This is a genomic window from Streptomyces sp. 1-11, from assembly GCF_007176755.1.
In the GTDB taxonomy this organism is placed as follows: Bacteria; Actinomycetota; Actinomycetes; order Streptomycetales; family Streptomycetaceae; genus Streptomyces.
Window position 1 is genome coordinate 33,926 of sequence record NZ_BJTV01000014.1, and the last position, 15,579, is coordinate 49,504.

General features: G+C 71.1%; 15 protein-coding genes. 5 read left to right on the forward strand and 10 right to left on the reverse strand.

The annotated features are described in order from the left end of the window. Positions 1 to 21 precede the first annotated feature (21 nt). Together TNCT1_RS26635 and TNCT1_RS26640 are read left to right on the forward strand one after the other, a co-directional pair. The gene (locus TNCT1_RS26635) at positions 22 to 1,347 is read left to right on the forward strand and encodes an MFS transporter (RefSeq protein ID WP_143636654.1); all 1,326 of its coding nucleotides are present in this window, start codon (positions 22 to 24) and stop codon (positions 1,345 to 1,347) included. A gap of 11 nt (positions 1,348 to 1,358) precedes the next feature. Further along, complete coding sequence (locus tag TNCT1_RS26640; protein WP_235902913.1) at positions 1,359 to 2,294, forward strand: MBL fold metallo-hydrolase; 936 nt, start codon at positions 1,359 to 1,361, stop codon at positions 2,292 to 2,294. Positions 2,295 to 2,763: 469 nt separating this feature from the next. Here the strand turns inward: TNCT1_RS26640 and TNCT1_RS26645 are convergent, their stop codons facing one another. The 4 genes from TNCT1_RS26645 to TNCT1_RS26660 form a co-directional block, all read right to left on the reverse strand. Continuing rightward, a complete protein-coding gene (locus TNCT1_RS26645; protein WP_143636656.1) occupies positions 2,764 to 3,156 on the reverse strand; it encodes a type II toxin-antitoxin system death-on-curing family toxin in 393 nt (130 codons plus the stop codon). Further along, a complete protein-coding gene (locus tag TNCT1_RS26650; protein WP_037672007.1) occupies positions 3,153 to 3,347 on the reverse strand; it encodes a ribbon-helix-helix protein, CopG family in 195 nt (64 codons plus the stop codon). Before TNCT1_RS26650 ends, TNCT1_RS26645 begins: the two co-directional genes overlap by 4 nt. A 277-nt stretch (positions 3,348 to 3,624) precedes the next feature. Then, on the reverse strand, positions 3,625 to 4,953 hold the full coding sequence (locus tag TNCT1_RS26655; RefSeq protein ID WP_143636658.1) for a class I SAM-dependent RNA methyltransferase: 1,329 nt from the start codon (positions 4,951 to 4,953) through the stop codon (positions 3,625 to 3,627). Between the two features lie 96 nt (positions 4,954 to 5,049). Beyond that, the gene (locus tag TNCT1_RS26660) at positions 5,050 to 7,098 is read right to left on the reverse strand and encodes an APC family permease (protein ID WP_143636660.1); all 2,049 of its coding nucleotides are present in this window, start codon (positions 7,096 to 7,098) and stop codon (positions 5,050 to 5,052) included. Positions 7,099 to 7,259: 161 nt separating this feature from the next. Here TNCT1_RS26660 and TNCT1_RS36720 point away from each other — a divergent pair, with 161 nt between their 5' ends. The 3 genes from TNCT1_RS36720 (at position 7,260) to TNCT1_RS26670 (ending at position 8,850) form a co-directional block, all read left to right on the forward strand. Beyond that, complete coding sequence (locus tag TNCT1_RS36720) at positions 7,260 to 7,382, forward strand: hypothetical protein (RefSeq protein WP_268894184.1); 123 nt, start codon at positions 7,260 to 7,262, stop codon at positions 7,380 to 7,382. A gap of 128 nt (positions 7,383 to 7,510) precedes the next feature. After that, on the forward strand, positions 7,511 to 8,182 hold the full coding sequence (locus TNCT1_RS26665; protein ID WP_143637084.1) for a TrkA family potassium uptake protein: 672 nt from the start codon (positions 7,511 to 7,513) through the stop codon (positions 8,180 to 8,182). Then, positions 8,182 to 8,850, forward strand: coding sequence for a TrkA family potassium uptake protein (locus TNCT1_RS26670; RefSeq protein ID WP_143636662.1), 669 nt, complete (start codon positions 8,182 to 8,184; stop codon positions 8,848 to 8,850). The genes TNCT1_RS26665 and TNCT1_RS26670 overlap by 1 nt, the downstream gene beginning before the upstream one ends. Positions 8,851 to 8,951: 101 nt before the next feature. Here TNCT1_RS26670 and TNCT1_RS26675 read toward each other — a convergent pair whose 3' ends face one another. The 6 genes from TNCT1_RS26675 to TNCT1_RS26700 all read right to left on the reverse strand — a co-directional run bounded on the left by TNCT1_RS26675 (position 8,952) and on the right by TNCT1_RS26700 (position 15,478). Beyond that, a complete protein-coding gene (locus TNCT1_RS26675) occupies positions 8,952 to 9,719 on the reverse strand; it encodes a DUF3159 domain-containing protein (protein ID WP_143636664.1) in 768 nt (255 codons plus the stop codon). Positions 9,720 to 9,722: 3 nt separating this feature from the next. Continuing rightward, positions 9,723 to 10,121 (reverse strand): OB-fold nucleic acid binding domain-containing protein, encoded by a 399-nt coding sequence (locus TNCT1_RS26680; RefSeq protein WP_143636666.1) that lies wholly within the window; start codon positions 10,119 to 10,121, stop codon positions 9,723 to 9,725. Positions 10,122 to 10,164: 43 nt separating this feature from the next. After that, positions 10,165 to 10,854 carry a response regulator gene (locus tag TNCT1_RS26685; protein ID WP_143636668.1) on the reverse strand — a complete coding sequence of 230 codons (690 nt, stop codon included), beginning with the start codon at positions 10,852 to 10,854 and terminating at the stop codon, positions 10,165 to 10,167. Continuing rightward, on the reverse strand, positions 10,851 to 13,397 hold the full coding sequence (locus TNCT1_RS26690) for a sensor histidine kinase KdpD (protein ID WP_143636670.1): 2,547 nt from the start codon (positions 13,395 to 13,397) through the stop codon (positions 10,851 to 10,853). Before TNCT1_RS26690 ends, TNCT1_RS26685 begins: the two co-directional genes overlap by 4 nt. Positions 13,398 to 13,536: 139 nt before the next feature. Then, positions 13,537 to 14,229, reverse strand: a complete 693-nt coding sequence (locus TNCT1_RS26695) for an ABC transporter ATP-binding protein (RefSeq protein WP_143636672.1) — start codon at positions 14,227 to 14,229, stop codon at positions 13,537 to 13,539. 79 nt (positions 14,230 to 14,308) lie between these two features. Then, positions 14,309 to 15,478, reverse strand: coding sequence for an alginate lyase family protein (locus TNCT1_RS26700; protein ID WP_143636674.1), 1,170 nt, complete (start codon positions 15,476 to 15,478; stop codon positions 14,309 to 14,311). Positions 15,479 to 15,579: the final 101 nt, after the last annotated feature.

The window sequence follows — 15,579 nt, forward strand, 5'->3', positions numbered from 1 at the left end:
TTTAGCACGGGAAGGACCCTCATGCAGAGCGTCCCCGCGGGCCTCGCGCCTCCCCGCACCTCCCCATCCGGACGCCTGCCGTTCGCATTGCACGCCTCGATCCTGATCGCGTTGCTCGCCGCATCCAGCGCGCCGACCCCGCTGTACCCCCACTACCAGGCTCAGTGGCAGTTGTCGTCCCTCGACATCACCGTGGTCTTCAGCGCCTACGCTCTGGCGCTCCTGATCGCACTGCTGACGACCGGAACCCTTTCCGACCATGTCGGACGCCGCCCCGTGCTCCTGGGCGCGCTCGCGGTCCAGGTCGCCTCCATGGCACTGTTCGCGACGGTCGACGGCCTGACCACCCTGATCGGCGCCCGCGTGCTGCAGGGCATCGCGACTGGCGCGGCGACCAGCGCAGCAGGTGCGGCTCTCCTCGACCTGGAAGATCCCGCCCGGCCGGGTCGCCCTGCCCTGGCCAACAGCATCGCGCCGGTGGCGGGCATGGCGGCCGGCGTCCTGGCAGCCACCCTCATGGTGCGCTTCGCCCCCGTTCCGACGATCACGGTGTACGCGGCCCTGATCGCCGTGTTCGCCGCGCAGGCCATCGCCCTCGTCTCGACGTCCGAGACCGTCCGCCGCCGTCCCGGAGCACTGCGCTCGACGCGGCCCCACCTGGCGCTGCCGTCGGCGGCCGCCCACGCTCTCCTGCTCAACAGCGCCGGCGTCGTCGCCGTCTGGGCACTCGGCGGCTTCTACTCGTCCCTGGGACCAGGCTTCACACGGCTCATCTCCCCCGGTGGACCCGAATACGCCGGCGGCCTGGTCTTCTTCACGCTGACGGCCGTCGCCGCCCCGACGGTGTACTTCACGCGCAGGATGCGTGCCGACGTCTCCGCTCTCCTCGGGAGCTGCGCGGTGATCCCAGCGGCCGTCCTGACCCTGGGTGCCCTCTATCTCGCCGGCCCCGTACTTCTCCTCGCCGGGGCGGCGCTGGCCGGGTTCGGCTTCGGAGCCGTCTCCCAGGGTGCGCTGCGCGCGGTCGTCGACTCGGTCCCGGCCCGGGAGAAGGGCGGCACGCTCGCCTCCTATTACGTACTCAGCTACCTGGCGATGAGTCTGCCCGCCATCGGCGCCGGAGCCCTCACCGCCGGCTTCGGGCTGCGTGCGGCAGCACTGGCCTATGCCGGCTGCGTGGCCGTACTGGCGACCGTCGCGGTCGCGACGCTGACCGCGTCGCTGCGCAGTCGGCGCCGGACACCGTCCCCGGACGCCCACTCCCGCTCCGCAACGAGCAACTACACATCCGCCTCACCCGACACCCCCGCTCCAGAAATCTCCGTCCTCGCGACCCATAACAGGTAAGGAAGGTCGCCGTGTTCACCTCATCGCGAACGACCAAGTCCACTACTCCCCCCGCCCCTACCTGGGCGGTGGGCAACCACACCGTACGACGCATCGACGAAGTGGTCCTGCCCGCCCAGACCGGTCCGTGGCTGCTGCCCGGGGCAACCACCGACCTCGTGAGCCGGACTCCCTGGCTGAGCCCCGAGTTCGCCGACGAACAAGGCGTCCTGCGCCTGGCGAGTCACAGCTTCGCCGTCGAGGCGGACGGCATGCGGGTGCTGGTGGACACCGGCATCGGAAACGGGAAGCGGCGCGCCAACCCCGCCTGGCACAACCTGAACAGCGACTACGAAGCACGGCTACGGGCGGCGGGCTTCGCGCCGGAGAGCGTTGACGTCGTGGTCCTGACCCACCTCCACGCCGACCACGTGGGGTGGAACACGCGTGCCGAGGGCGACGCCTGGGTGCCTACCTTCCCTAACGCGCGCTATCTCACCTCACGCACCGAGTGGGACTACTGGGCGGGTGTCGACATGGAGGAGGCGCGTCGGCAGATGTTCCAGGACTCGGTCCATCCCGTCCGGGAAGCAGGTCTGTTCGACCTCATCGATGTCGCGGACGAGGGCACGGAGGTCGCGCCGGGCATCCGTCTGCTGCCCACCCCCGGCCACACACCGGGGCAGGTAGCGGTGGAACTGAGCAGCCGTGGCGAGACCGCACTGATCACCGGCGACAGCATCCACCACCCGGTCCAGATGGCGCATCCGCAGCTCTGCAGCTGTGTGGACGTCGCTCCCGAACTCGCGGCCAGGACCCGGAACCAGGTGCTCGGCTCACTGGCCGGTACGTCGACTCTTCTGCTTGGGAGCCACTTCCCGCCGCCGACCGCCGGACACGTGCTGCCCGAGGACGGCGGGTACCGACTGGTCCCGGCTCCCTCGGGGGTCACGCCCATCGGCGGCTGAAGCGGATCGGAGCACCCGGGACGTGCCGCGTACCGAGTCGCACCGAGTCCGTGCGGCTTCGTCACCGAACACTCCGCAGCCCACACCTGCCATCGGGACGTCCTGCTGCTCGTCGACCGTGACGCTCGTTTGACGCTCCAGGCGCCCACACGCAGGACGCCGAAGTCAGCGTCCGTAAAGGCCGCAAAATCCACGGTGCCGGGGCGCATCAACTCCAGCCACATCCCTTCGCCGATGGCCGTGCCGGCAAACGCACCGACTCCGGCCAGCGCGCCAACCAGACAGGTCGGCGGCGGGCGCGGCACGTCACAGATCCATCGCCGCCCGCACCCGTACCCGCCCGGCCGCAACCCCTTGGGCCAGCCGGCGACCCGCTCCGCAGTCCTGCACCAAGTGCCTGTACAGCCCGAAGCCGACTTGGCCTGAGCAGGGCCGGACCGCGCGTGCCCTGCCCTCACGTCGTCGAACGTCAGGAAACGGGGAACCAGGCCGCCAGGCGCTTGGCGATGACCGCTACATCGACGTTGTCCTGCGCGACTTCCTCGACGAACGGGCCGGCAATGGAGACGGGCGGTGGGACGATACCGGCACTGACACCGTTGAACCGCAGGAAGACGCGCATGGCCAGCCAGGCAGTGCGCTTGTTGCCGTCGATGAGTGCGTGATTACGGGCGACGGAGTGCAGCAATGCCGCAGCCTTCTCGTGCAGCGTGGGATACAGCTCGGCTCCGAACACGTTCGTCCGGGGCCGCTCGATCGCTGACACCAGAAGGCCCATGTCACGCACACTGTGCTCCGTACCGTTGACCGTACGGGCGATGGCCAGGATTTCGTCGAGCTGGACGTGGCGCACGTCGGTCACTTCAGGTAGTCCAGAATCTCCGCATCACTGTCCATGAGCTCGGCCAGAACGTCATCGACCTTCAGCTCGGCCCGGTTCTGGGCGTCACGGATGGCCTCGATGGCGAGTTCCTGCTTGCTGCGGCCCTCCCGCCGAGCCCGCTCGGTGAGCTTCGCGTCAAGGTCGTCGGGGAGTCGAAGTGTCATCGCCATGCGACAATGATACCAGGTCGGTATCAACGGCCCTCGTGCTCCGTGAGCGCGGCACCAAGCGGTCGCTGGCACAACGTGAAGGCGCGGCAGAGACGCCGTTATGAGCGTCGTCCGAGCGTCAGGATTCCCCGAAGAGACATCTGAAGGCGTCGCCCTGGTGCAGCGCATTCCTCACGAACTCGCAGCTCAGAAAGCTCCCAAGGATCGATCCGTCCGCTCGACCCGCCGCACGGAGGGAAACCGGTCGAGCATCCCACCAGAGCAACAAAACCGCAGGTCAGGCACCCTTTGCGACCGGCTCCAGAATCGCCACGCACTCCACGTGATGCGTCATCGGGAACAGGTCGAACGCCCGCAGCGTCCGCACCCGGTAGCCGCCGTCGCGGAAGTAGCCCAGGTCGCGGGCGAGGGCCGCGGGGTCGCAGGCCACGTAGGCGATGCGGCGGGCGGCGAGGGAGGTGAGGTGGGCGACCGTCTTGCGGCCGGCGCCGGCGCGGGGCGGGTCGAGGACGATGAGGTCGACCTCCGTGATGCCGGTGCGCGGGAGGACCGACTCGACCTTGCCCTGTTCGACGCGGACCCGCGGGAAGTCGGCCACGTTGTGCCGGGCGTCCTCCACCGCGCGCTTGCCGGACTCGATGCCGAGGACCGCGCCCTTCTCGCCGAGGCGGTCGGCCAGCGCGCCGGCGAACAGGCCCACGCCGCAGTACAGGTCCAGGGCCATCTCGCCCTTGCGCGGCAGCAGGCCCTGCATGACGGCCTTGACGAGGGTGTCGGCGGCCTTCGGGTGGACCTGCCAGAAGCCGCCGCTGCCGACACGGTAGGTGCGGTCGTCGGCGCGCTCGCGCACGAACGCGCGGCCGTGGACCCGGTGGATGCCGCCGTCCTTCTCGTCCACGCGCATCACGGAGACGGGGCGGTCGAGCTCGACCAGGGGCAGCCGGGCGCCGGGCCGCGGCTCCAGGATGACCATGCGGTCCTGCGAACCGGTCGCGGCGATCGCCTCGACGGAGGCCATGCCCGCCCAGTCACGCTCCTCGATGCCGAGCTCGCTGACGCCCTGTGCGGCGATCATGCAGTGGTCGATCGGCTCGACCTCGTGGGAGCGGTGGCGGCGCAGTCCGGCGTTGCCGTCGGCGTCCACCGCGTACTGGACGCGCGTGCGCCACTGCGGCACCTGGCCGGCGGGCAGCTTGTCGCCCTCGGCCGGTACCACCGTGCCGTCCCAGCCGGCCTCCTCCGGGGTGAGGCCCGCGAGCCGCTGGAGCTGCTCGGCGATCACCTCGCCCTTCAGGCGGCGCTGGGCGCCCGGCTTGGCGTGCTGCCAGTCGCAGCCGCCGCAGCGGCCGGGGCCGGCGAAGGGGCAGGGCGCCTCGATGCGGTCCTTGGACGCGTCCAGGATCTCGACGGCGTCCGCGCGCAGGAAGCGGGCGCCCTCCTCGCCCTCGGTCACCCGGGCCACCACCAGCTCGCCCGGCAGCGCGTGCCGGACGAACAGCACCTGGCCCTCGGCGGTACGGGCGATGCAGTGGCCGCCGTGGGCGACGGGGCCGATCTCGACCTCGTACTCCTCGCCCACCAGAGACTTCGTCGGTTCTGCCTGCATGGTGGGGTGACTCCAGATCGCAAAAGGGGAGAGGCCGCAGCCGGTGGGCCTGACAACAGCCCACCAGTCTACGGCCTCCCTCGGGCGGCCCCGCGCCTACTCCTTGGCGGCCGGCTCCTTGGTGCGCTCGACCGCCGGTCCGCGCCTGACCGCACCGGGCGCGTTCCAGTCCTGCCGCCTGCGGGCCCGCAGCTTCGCGGCCTCGGAGGAGGCGAGCTGGTAGGGCACGGAGGTCACCATCACGCCGGGCGTGAACAGCAGCCGGCCCTTCAGGCGCAGCGCGCTCTGGTTGTGCAGCAGGTGCTCGTACCAGTGGCCGACCACGTACTCGGGGATGATCACCGAGACCGCGTCGCGCGGGGACTCCTTGCGCAGGCTCTTGACGTACTCGATGATCGGCCGCGTGATCTCGCGGTACGGCGAGTCCAGGACCTTCAGCGGTACGTCGATGCCGCGCCGCTCCCACTCCTCGCGCAGCGCCTTGGTCTCCGCCGGGTCGACGTTGACGGTGAGCGCCTCCAGGGTGTCCGAGCGCATCAGCTTGGCGTAGGCCAGGGCGCGCAGGGTGGGGCGGTGGATCTTGGAGATCAGGACGACCGAGCGCACCCGGGAGGGGCGGACGCTGTCGTCGCTCGGGCCCTCGGGGGCGGCGATCTCGTCGGCCACGCGGTCGTAGTGCTTACGGATCGCGGTCATCGTCGCGTAGAAGATGCACATGCCCAGCAGGGCGACCCAGGCGCCGTGCGTGAACTTGGTGACCAGGACGACGACCAGCACCAGGCCGGTGAAGAAGGCGCCGAAGGCGTTGATCGCGCGGGAGCGGACCATGTGGCTGCGGGCCGCCGGGTCGCGCTCGGCCGCCAGGTGGCGGTTCCAGTGCCGGACCATGCCGATCTGGCTGAGCGTGAAGGACACGAACACGCCGACGATGTAGAGCTGGATCAGCCGGGTGGAGTCGGCGCCGTAGATGATCACGAGCAGCGCGGCGGCGCCCGCGAGCAGCACGATGCCGTTGGAGAACGCCAGGCGGTCGCCCCGGGTGTGCAGCTGGCGCGGCAGGTAGCGGTCCTGGGCGAGGATCGAGCCGAGCAGCGGGAAGCCGTTGTAGGCCGTGTTCGCCGCCAGGAACAGCACCAGGGCGGTGGCGGCCGCCAGCAGCACGAACAGGAAGCTGCCCTTGCCGAACACGGCCTCGGCGACCTGGGAGATCACCGGGTTCTGGACGTAGCCGGAGCCGACCGGGCTGCCGTTGTGGATCAGGTCGGTGGCGGGGTGCTCGGCCATGCGGACGTTGGTGGACATGGCGAGCGCGATGATGCCGCAGAACATGGTGACGGCCAGCAGGCCCATCATCGCCAGTGTGGTCGCCGCGTTCTTCGACTTGGGCTTGCGGAACGCCGGGACGCCGTTGGAGATGGCCTCCACACCGGTCAGCGCCGCACAGCCGGAGGAGAAGGCGCGCAGCAGCAGGAAGACGAGCGCGAAGCCCGCGAGGCCCTGGTGCTCGGCCTTGATGTGGTACTCGGCCGTCGGGGCCCGCATGGTGTCGCCGAGGACGAGGCCGCGGAAGGCACCCCACGCGATCATGATGAAGACGCCGCCGACGAACACGTACGTCGGGATCGCGAAGAGCTTGCCCGACTCCTTCACCCCGCGCAGGTTCATCAGCGTCAGCAGGACGATCACGGCGGTCGCGCAGAACACCTTGTGCTCCACGACGAAGGGGATCGCGGAACCCAGGTTCTCGATGCCGGAGGCGATGGAGACGGCGACGGTGAGGACGTAGTCCACGAGCAGGGCGCTGGCGACGGTCAGGCCGGCCTTGGGCCCGAGGTTGGTGGTGGCGACCTCGTAGTCGCCGCCGCCGCTCGGGTAGGCGTGCACATTCTGCCGGTAGGAGGCGACCACGGTGAACATCAGCACGACGACCGCGACGGCGATCCAGGGGCTGAAGTGGTACGCCGACACGCCCGCGATGGACAGGACCAGCAGGACCTCCCCCGGCGCGTAGGCGACGGAGGACAGCGGGTCGGAGGCGAAGACGGGGAGGGCGATGCGCTTCGGCAGGAACGTCTCGCCCAGCCGGTCACTGCGCAGTGCGCGCCCGATCAGGATCCGTTTGGGCACGTCGGTCAGTTTGGACACGACAGAGGATCGTAGGGCTTCGAACAGGCACCCGCCCACCCGGCGTCCCGGTTCTGCCTCATGAGTGAAATCGCACGCGCTCCGAACTGCGGATTCCGTGGCCCGCGCGTCCCCCGTGCCTAGATGGCAAGTCCCGGTCGTCACCGCACCTCGGAGGTCCCATGCCCGCGACCGCAGAGCTGATCGGGGCCACCGTCGCCCTCGTCGGCCTCGGAATCCTGACCCTGTGCAGCGTGCGCAGCATCACTCGCCGCACGGGCGCCGCCGTCGGCCCGCGGCGGTGACGGCGGCACCGGTGGTCCCGGAAACCTCCGCACAGGGGTGCCCACCCCGAAGCGCCCGTGTGTAGCTTTGGACGTCGGTCTGAGACCCTGATGCTGAGCATGAACTTTTGGACACCGGAAGGACGGTCGTGCACATCGTCATCATGGGCTGCGGGCGAGTGGGTTCCGCTCTTGCCCAGACCCTGGAGCAACAGGGCCACACGGTCGCCGTGATCGACCAGGACCCCACCGCCTTCCGCCGGCTGGGCCCCGGGTTCGGGGGCCGCCGGGTCACCGGCGTCGGCTTCGACCAGGACACCCTGCGCGAGGCGGGCATCGAGGAGGCCGGGGCGTTCGCCGCGGTCTCCAGCGGTGACAACTCCAACATCATCTCCGCGCGCGTGGCCCGTGAGATGTTCGGCGTGGAGAACGTGGCGGCCCGCATCTACGACCCCCGCCGTGCCGAGGTCTACCAGCGTCTGGGCATCCCCACCGTGGCCACGGTCCGCTGGACCGCCGACCAGATGCTGCGCCGGCTGCTGCCCTCGGGCGCCGAGCCGCTGTGGCGCGACCCCACCGGCGGTGTCCAGCTCGCCGAGGTGCACGCCTCCGCCAAGTGGGTCGGCCACAAGATCAGCAGGCTGCAGGAGGAGACGGGCGTCCGGGTGGCGTTCCTGACCCGCCTGGGCGAGGCGGTCCTGCCCACGTCGCAGACGGTGCTGCAGGAGGGCGACCTGGTGCACGTGATGATGCGGACGGACGACGTCGAGAAGGTCGAGGCGGCGTTCGCCGGGGGCCCGGAAGAGGAGAGCGGTCACTGATGAGGGTCGCCATTGCCGGAGCCGGCGCCGTCGGCCGCTCGATCGCGGGCGAACTGCTGGAGAACGGCCACGAGGTCCTGCTCGTCGACAAGGCCCCGACCGCCATCTCGGTGGAGCGGGTGCCGCAGGCGGAGTGGCTGCTGGCCGACGCCTGTGAGATCACCTCCCTGGACGAGGCGGCGCTGCAGCGCTGCAACGTGGTGATCGCCGCGACCGGTGACGACAAGGTCAACCTGGTCGTCTCGCTGCTCGCCAAGACGGAGTACGGCGTTCCGCGCGTCGTCGCCCGGGTGAACAACCCGAAGAACGAGTGGCTGTTCAACGAGTCCTGGGGCGTGGACGTGGCCGTGTCCACCCCGCGCCTGATGTCCGCCCTGGTCGAGGAGGCGGTGAGCGTCGGCGACCTGGTCCGCCTGCTCCGCTTCAGCCACGGCGACGCCAACCTGGTGGAGCTGACCCTGCCCGAGGAGTCGGCGCTGGCCGGCACCCAGGTCGGCGACGTGGAGTGGCCGCAGGACACGTCCCTGGTCACGATCATCCGCGGCACCCGGGTGCTGACGCCGTCCCGGGAGGACTCCCTGGAGCCGGGCGACGAACTCCTCTTCGTGGCGGCGCAGGCCCGCGAGGAGCAGCTCGAGGAACTGCTGTCGGTCCGGCGCGAGGACTGACCCGCGCCGACGAGGAGGGGCGCCCCTGATGCCAGGGGCGCCCCTCCTCGTGCGCGGACTCCGTCGCGTGACGGCGGCCGTACGGCCGTCCGCCGCGTCTGTCACGCCTCCCGGCGGTGCCGGCCGCCGGCGGGCTCGCCGTCCTCGGCGGCCAGGGCGGCCTTGCGCTCCTTCTCGGCCTGCTCCTCGGCCTCCATCTCCGCGAACACGTCGATCGGCGCGGGCGCCTTGGCCAGGAAGACCCAGGTCAGATACACCGCGAGCAGGAACGGCGGGATCTTCAGGATGACCAGCACCCAGCCGAGCTGCGCGGTGTCGGCCCACCAGTACAGCGGGAAGAGGATCGCGCACTTGGCGAGCAGGATCAGGCCCCAGGCCCAACTGGCCTTGGCGTAGGCCTTCTTACGGCCGGGGTTACGGGTACGCCAGGAGAGGTTCTCCTTGAAGACCGGGCCGAGGATGAGGCCGATCAGCGGCACACCGGCGAGGGTGGTGATGATGTACGCCAGCGCCAGACCCAGCGTGTAGAGCATGCCGGGGAGGTAGAAGTCCTTGGCGTTGCCCGTGAACATCGCGAACACCACGCCGAACGCCACGCCGAAGACACCGCTGAAGGCGTGCTTGACGGTGTCCTTGCGGGCGAGCCGGACCACGACCAGCAGCAGCGACACGGCGAGCGCGGCGATCGCGGAGAAGTGCAGGTTCTTGTTGATCGTGAAGATCGTGACGAAGAGGAGACCGGGCAGCACCGTCTCGACCATGCCGCGGACACCGCCGAACGCCTCGAACAGGGCGGCCTCGGTGACCGCGCGTGCGTCGTCCGACTGGGTCTGATCGGTGTCTTCGGTCGGCTTGTCGAGGGACGTCACCGGCTACTCCCGTCCAAGGGGTCGCAGTTCGTACTTCGGATTGAACAGCACCCGGCGGCCCCGGCTCATCGAGATCCGGCCGGATGCGATCAGCTTGCGTCCGGGTTCTATCCCCACGATGGAGCGCCTGCCGAGCCACACCACGTCCAGGGCGGCGGAGCCGTCGAACAGCTCGGCCTCCAGGGCCGGGACTCCCGCGCGCGGCCGCAGGGTGACCGTGCGCAAGGTACCAGTTACGGTGACGATCTGCCGGTCATGGCAGTCACCGATCCGGGTGCAGCCCGCCGTCTCGGCGTCCTCGCGCAGCTCCTCCGACTCCAGGTCCTCCTGGGAGGTGGAGAGCCGGTCGAGCATGCGCCGGAACCGGCCGGCCGGCTTCTGGGGACGGGGAACAGCACTCATGTCTGAAGCGTACCGGGGCACGCACACACCGCCGTAGCGCAGCTCACTTCTCGAACCGGTACCCCATTCCGGGCTCCGTGATGAAGTGCTCCGGGTGCGAGGGGTCCGTCTCCAGTTTGCGCCGGAGCTGCGCCATGTACACCCGGAGGTAGTTGGACTCCGTGCCGTACGACGGCCCCCACACCTCCTGCAGGAGCTGCTTCTGGCTGACCAGGCGGCCGGTGTTGCGGACCAGGACCTCCAGCAGGTGCCACTCGGTCGGGGTGAGCCGGACGTCCTTGCCGGCCCGGTTGACCTTCTTCGCGGTCAGGTCGACGGTGAAGTTCCCGGTCTCCACGGTGGTCACGTCGTCCTCGCCGGGCCCGACCGGCTCGGCCCGGCGCACCGCGGCGCGCAGCCGGGCCAGCAGTTCGTCCATGCCGAAGGGCTTGGTGACGTAGTCGTCGGCGCCGGCGTCCAGCGCCTGCACCTTCTCGTCGGAGGAGTGGCGGGCGGACAGCACCAGGATCGGCACCCGGGTCCAGCCGCGCAGCCCCCGGATCACCTCGACGCCGTCCATGTCGGGCAGGCCCAGGTCCAGCACGACCACGTCGGGGTGGCGGGAGGCGGCGACCTCCAGCGCGGTCCGGCCGTCGGGGGCGGCGTCGACCTCGTACTGGCGTGCCTTGAGGTTGATCACGAGGGCGCGCACGATCTGCGGCTCGTCGTCGACCACGAGCACCCGGGTCGTCATAGGGCCTGCCTTTCCGGTTCTGCGGTGTCCTTCGGTGAGCGGAGGGGTTCGGGGGCCGCGCGGAGGCTCAGCACCATGGTGAGCCCGCCGCCCGGTGTGTCCTCGGCGTTCAGGGTGCCGCCCATGGCCTCGGCGAAGCCGCGGGCGACCGCGAGGCCGAGGCCGACCCCGGCGCCGCGCGGGGCGTCCCCGTAGCGCTGGAAGGGTTCGAATATGCGGTCCTTCGCGTCGTCCGGCACCCCGGGCCCGCGGTCCACCACCCGCACCTCGACCCGGTCGGCGATGGCGCTCGCGGACACCAGCACGCGCCGTCCGGAGGGGCTGTACTTGACGGCGTTCTCGACCAGGTTGGCCACCGAGCGCTCCAGCAGGCCGGGGTCGACGGCGACCATGGGCAGCGTCTCGGGGACGTCGAGCTCCACGCTGTCCTCGGGCACGCCGCCCAGGGCCATCGGGACCACCTCGTCCACGTCGATCTCCCGGATGAGCGGGGCCACGGTGCCGGTCTGCAGCCGGGACATGTCGAGCAGGTTGCCCACGAGGTGGTCGAGCCGGTCGGCGCCCTTCTCGATGCCCTGGAGCAGTTCCGCCCGGTCCTCCTCGGACCAGTCCACGTCCTCGGAGCGCAGGGAGGAGACCGCGGCCTTGATCCCGGCCAGCGGGGTGCGCAGGTCGTGGCTGACGGCGGCGAGCAGGGCGGTGCGGATGCGGTTGCCCTCGGCGAGCGCCCGGGCCCGGTCGGCCTCCTCCTGGAGCCGGCTGCGGTCCAGCACTACGGCGGCCTGGGCGGCGAAGGCGGCGAGCACCCGGCGGTCCTCGGCGGGCAGCACCCGGCCGGTGAGCGCGAGGGCCATGTGGTCGCCGACCGGCACGTCGACGTCGGCGTCCTCGGGCCGTTCCAGCCGCGGTCCCGGTCCGGCGCGCCCCGCGCAGGTCCACGGCTCGACGTCGCCGGCCCGCTCCAGCAGGGCGGCCGACTCCATGGCGAAGGTCTCGCGGACCCGTTCCAGCAGCTCCTCGAGGCCGGTCTCGCCGCGCAGCACGTTGCCCGCCAGGAAGGACAGGATCTCGGACTCGGCGCGCAGCCGGGCGGCCTGATGGGTGCGCCGGGCGGCGAGGTCGACCACGGAGGCGACCGACATGCCGACCCCGAAGAAGATCACGATGGCGACGATGTTCTTGGGGTCGGCGACGGTCAGCCGGTGCAGGGGCGGGGTGTAGAAGTAGTTCAGCAGCAGGGAGCCGAGGGCCGCCGAGGCCAGCGCGGGCAGCAGGCCGCCGAGCAGCGCCGCCGCGACCGTGACGGCGAGGAACAGCAGCATGTCGTTGGCGAGGCCGAGGTCGACGGTGTTCAGCAGCACCGCGAGGACGGCGGGTCCGCCCAGGCCCACCAGCCAGCCCCAGATGATGCGGGCCCGGCCGAGCCGGGCGCCCCGGGCGACGGGCAGTCCGCGGCCCTTGGCGACCTCCTCGTGGGTGACGATGTGGACGTCGAGGTCGGGCCCCGACTCGCGGGCGACCGTGGCGCCGACGCCGGGCCCGAAGACGTACTGCCAGGCCTTGCGGCGCGAGGAGCCGAGCACGATCTGGGTGGCGTTGACGCCGCGCGCGAAGTCCAGCAGGGCGGCGGGTATGTCGTCGCCGACGACGTGGTGGAAGGTGCCGCCGAGGTCCTCCACCAGGGTGCGCTGGACGGCCAGCTCCTTCGGGGAGGCGGCGGTCAGGCCGTCGCTGCGGGCGATGTAGACGGCCATCACCTCGCCGCCGGCGCCCTTCTCCGCGAGCCGGGCCGCCCGCCGGATGAGGGTGCGCCCCTCGGGGCCGCCGGTCAGCCCGACCACGATCCGCTCCCGGGAGCCCCAGATCCGGGAGACCCGGTGCTCGCTGCGGTACTCGTTCAGGTGCTCGTCGACCCGGTCGGCCACCCACAGCAGGGCCAGCTCGCGCAGGGCGGTCAGGTTGCCGGGCCGGAAGTAGTTGGACAGGGCCGCGTCGACCTTGTCCGGCTGGTAGATGTTGCCGTGCGCCATGCGGCGGCGCAGGGCCTGCGGGGACATGTCGACCAGCTCGATCTGGTCGGCCCGCCGCACGATCTCGTCCGGGACCGTCTCCCGCTGCCGCACCCCGGTGATCGACTCGACGACGTCGCCCAGGGACTCCAGGTGCTGGATGTTGACGGTGGTGACCACGTCGACGCCGGCGGCGAGCAGTTCCTCGACGTCCTGCCAGCGCTTGGCGTTGCGGGAGCCGGGGACGTTGGTGTGGGCGAGTTCGTCCACGAGGGCGACGGCGGGGGCCCGGCGCAGCACCGCGTCGACGTCCATCTCCTCGAAGACGGCGCCCCGGTGCTCCAGCCGGGCGCGCGGCACCTGCTCCAGGCCGTGCAGCATCACCTCGGTGCGCGGCCGGTCGTGGTGCTCCGCGAAGGCCACCACGCAGTCGGTGCCCCGCTCGACGCGGCGGTGCGCCTCGGACAGCATGGCGTAGGTCTTGCCCACGCCCGGTGCCGCGCCGAGGTGGATCCGAAGCTTGCCGCGTGCCATGGCCCCATTGTCTTCCGCCGAATGCCGCCTACGCAGCGTCGACCCTACGTCCCACGATGCGGACATATCGGACAAGGGGCCGGTCATGGGGGGTCCTTGACGCAACTCTGACGCCAACCCTGACGGCTGCCGCCGGGGGTCAGTGCTCGGTGATCTCCCCGTCGCGCAGCTCCAGCACCCGGTCGGCGAGGTCGAGCAGGTTCGCGTCGTGCGTGGCGACCAGCGCCGTGGCCGACTCGCTGCGGACGACGGCCCGCAGCAGCTCCATGACGGCGTGCCCGGTCTCGGCGTCGAGCTGGCCGGTCGGCTCGTCGGCGATCAGCAGGGCGGGGCGGTTGGCGAGGGCGCGGGCGATGGCGACCCGCTGCTGCTGGCCGCCGGACAGCTCGCCGGGCCGCTGGGCCGCGTGGTCGGCGAGCCCGACGAGGGAGAGCAGCAGCTCGACGCGCTCCTCACGCTCGCGGGGCTCGGCCCGGCGCAGCCGCAGCGGTACGCCGACGTTCTCGGCGGCGGTCAGGATCGGGATGAGCCCGAAGGACTGGAAGACGAAGCCGATCCGGTCCCGTCGCAGCGCCAGCAGCCCGTTCTCGCCGAGCCCGGCCAGGTCCCGCCCGTCGACCTCGACCCGGCCGCGGTCGGGGCTGTCGAGTCCGCCGACGATGTTCAGCAGGGTGGTCTTCCCCGAGCCCGAGCGCCCCTTGAGGGCGACGAGTTCGCCGCGCGGGACCTCCAGGGAGACCCCGCGCAGGGCGTGCACGGCGGCGGCGCCGCGCCCGTAGGACTTGTGCACGTCCTCGACGCGCACCATGGTCTCGGTGATCACCCGGCTCATGCGGCCTCCCCGTCGCTCCCCCGTGCCCGTGCGGGCCGGGCGCCAGTATCACCGCTGGGCGCCCGGCCGTTCAACGGTCTCAGTTCGGGTTGTCGCCGTGGGTGAGGGTCTCCCAGGCGACGAAGAGGTTGTCGGTGCCGGCCGGGCGGTTGGCCAGGGTCAGCGCCTCGGTGTTGGTCATGGCGACGCCGCGCCGGTTGTGCAGGGCGTTGTAGCCGACCTCCGTGACCGGGCCCAGACCGAGCTTGAGGGAGCCGCCGCACAGCCAGTCGGGGACGGCCGCGCCGAGCTGGTACTTGGCCTGGAAGCCGAGCGCCTGCCGCAGCCGCTCGCCGACGTCGGTGCCGTAGAGGTCCTGGCCCTGGATCCGGCTGGTCTCGGCGATGTGCGAGATCGCGGAGATGCCGTACCCGGTGTGGGTGAGGTCCCGGCAGGTCTCCTGGGTGAGCCCGGTGACGAAGGTGGACTGGCCCTGCCAGTAGGAGACGATCTTGTCGCGGGTGTTCAGGTTCTGGCTGGGCACGGTCTTCGGCAGGTCGCCGTCGGAGGCCAGGTAGACGTAGGCGGCCGCGCGGGTGCGGAACCTCGCCATCGCGGTGTCGTACGACGCCTTGTCCTCGAGGAAGACGGAGATGCCGACGGCGGCCTCCGTCATCGACAGCTCCCAGTTGCCGTTGGAGTTGGACCCCTTGATCACCACGGGCAGGTAGACGTCGCGGAGCATGGCGGCGAAGCGGTTCTGGCCCGCCCAGCCGCCGGGGTAGGTGTACTTGATGATCTCGGCGGCCTTGGGCCAGGAGGAGCCCGCCCAGCCGGTCTGCAGGGGCGCGTTGCTGTTGGTGTGGCTGGTGATGGTGGCCGACCAGGCGTCCATGATCTGGATGGCCTTCTGCGCGTAGCGCGCGTCCCGGGTGATGTACCAGGCGAGGGCGTCCGTGTAGGCGGCGATCGCGTCCTGGCGCTCGTCGGTGCAGCCGTAGTCGGGGTTGGAGTAGGAGCCGCACTCCACGGTGGCGCGCGGCTTGGGCGTGCGGTTCAGGTCGGCGTACTTGCTCGCCGTCATCTGGTCGAACGCGCCCTTCCAGGGCTGGACGCCCGCCAGCACCTTGCCGCGGGCGAGGTCGAGCTGGGCCTGGGAGACGGTGACTCCGGGATGGGCGAAGGCGCTGGGGGCGGAGTGCGCGGCGGGCGCCGCGAGGGCGCCCGTCAGCAGGGAGGCCACGACGGCGAGCAGTGGGGTACGGCGCACGGTGACTCCGTTCTCGTATGTGAACGCGGAGCGCCTTCATGAACAGGCGTTGGCTCGGAGACCGTAGGTACAGACCATTGGGCCGTCAAGGGGTCACGCAT

Bases quoted from the DNA above. Each gene is read 5' to 3' on its own strand.
- TNCT1_RS26635 (WP_143636654.1), top strand. From the start codon at position 22: ATGCAGAGCGTCCCCGCGGGCCTCGCGCCTCCCCGCACCTCCCCATCC.
- TNCT1_RS26650 (WP_037672007.1), bottom strand. From the start codon at position 3,347: ATGGCGATGACACTTCGACTCCCCGACGACCTTGACGCGAAGCTCACC.
- TNCT1_RS26655 (WP_143636658.1), bottom strand. From the start codon at position 4,953: ATGCAGGCAGAACCGACGAAGTCTCTGGTGGGCGAGGAGTACGAGGTC.
- TNCT1_RS36720 (WP_268894184.1), top strand. From the start codon at position 7,260: ATGCCCGCGACCGCAGAGCTGATCGGGGCCACCGTCGCCCTCGTCGGC.
- TNCT1_RS26670 (WP_143636662.1), top strand. From the start codon at position 8,182: ATGAGGGTCGCCATTGCCGGAGCCGGCGCCGTCGGCCGCTCGATCGCG.
- TNCT1_RS26680 (WP_143636666.1), bottom strand. From the start codon at position 10,121: ATGAGTGCTGTTCCCCGTCCCCAGAAGCCGGCCGGCCGGTTCCGGCGC.
- TNCT1_RS26685 (WP_143636668.1), bottom strand. From the start codon at position 10,854: ATGACGACCCGGGTGCTCGTGGTCGACGACGAGCCGCAGATCGTGCGC.
- TNCT1_RS26690 (WP_143636670.1), bottom strand. From the start codon at position 13,397: ATGGCACGCGGCAAGCTTCGGATCCACCTCGGCGCGGCACCGGGCGTG.
- TNCT1_RS26695 (WP_143636672.1), bottom strand. From the start codon at position 14,229: ATGAGCCGGGTGATCACCGAGACCATGGTGCGCGTCGAGGACGTGCAC.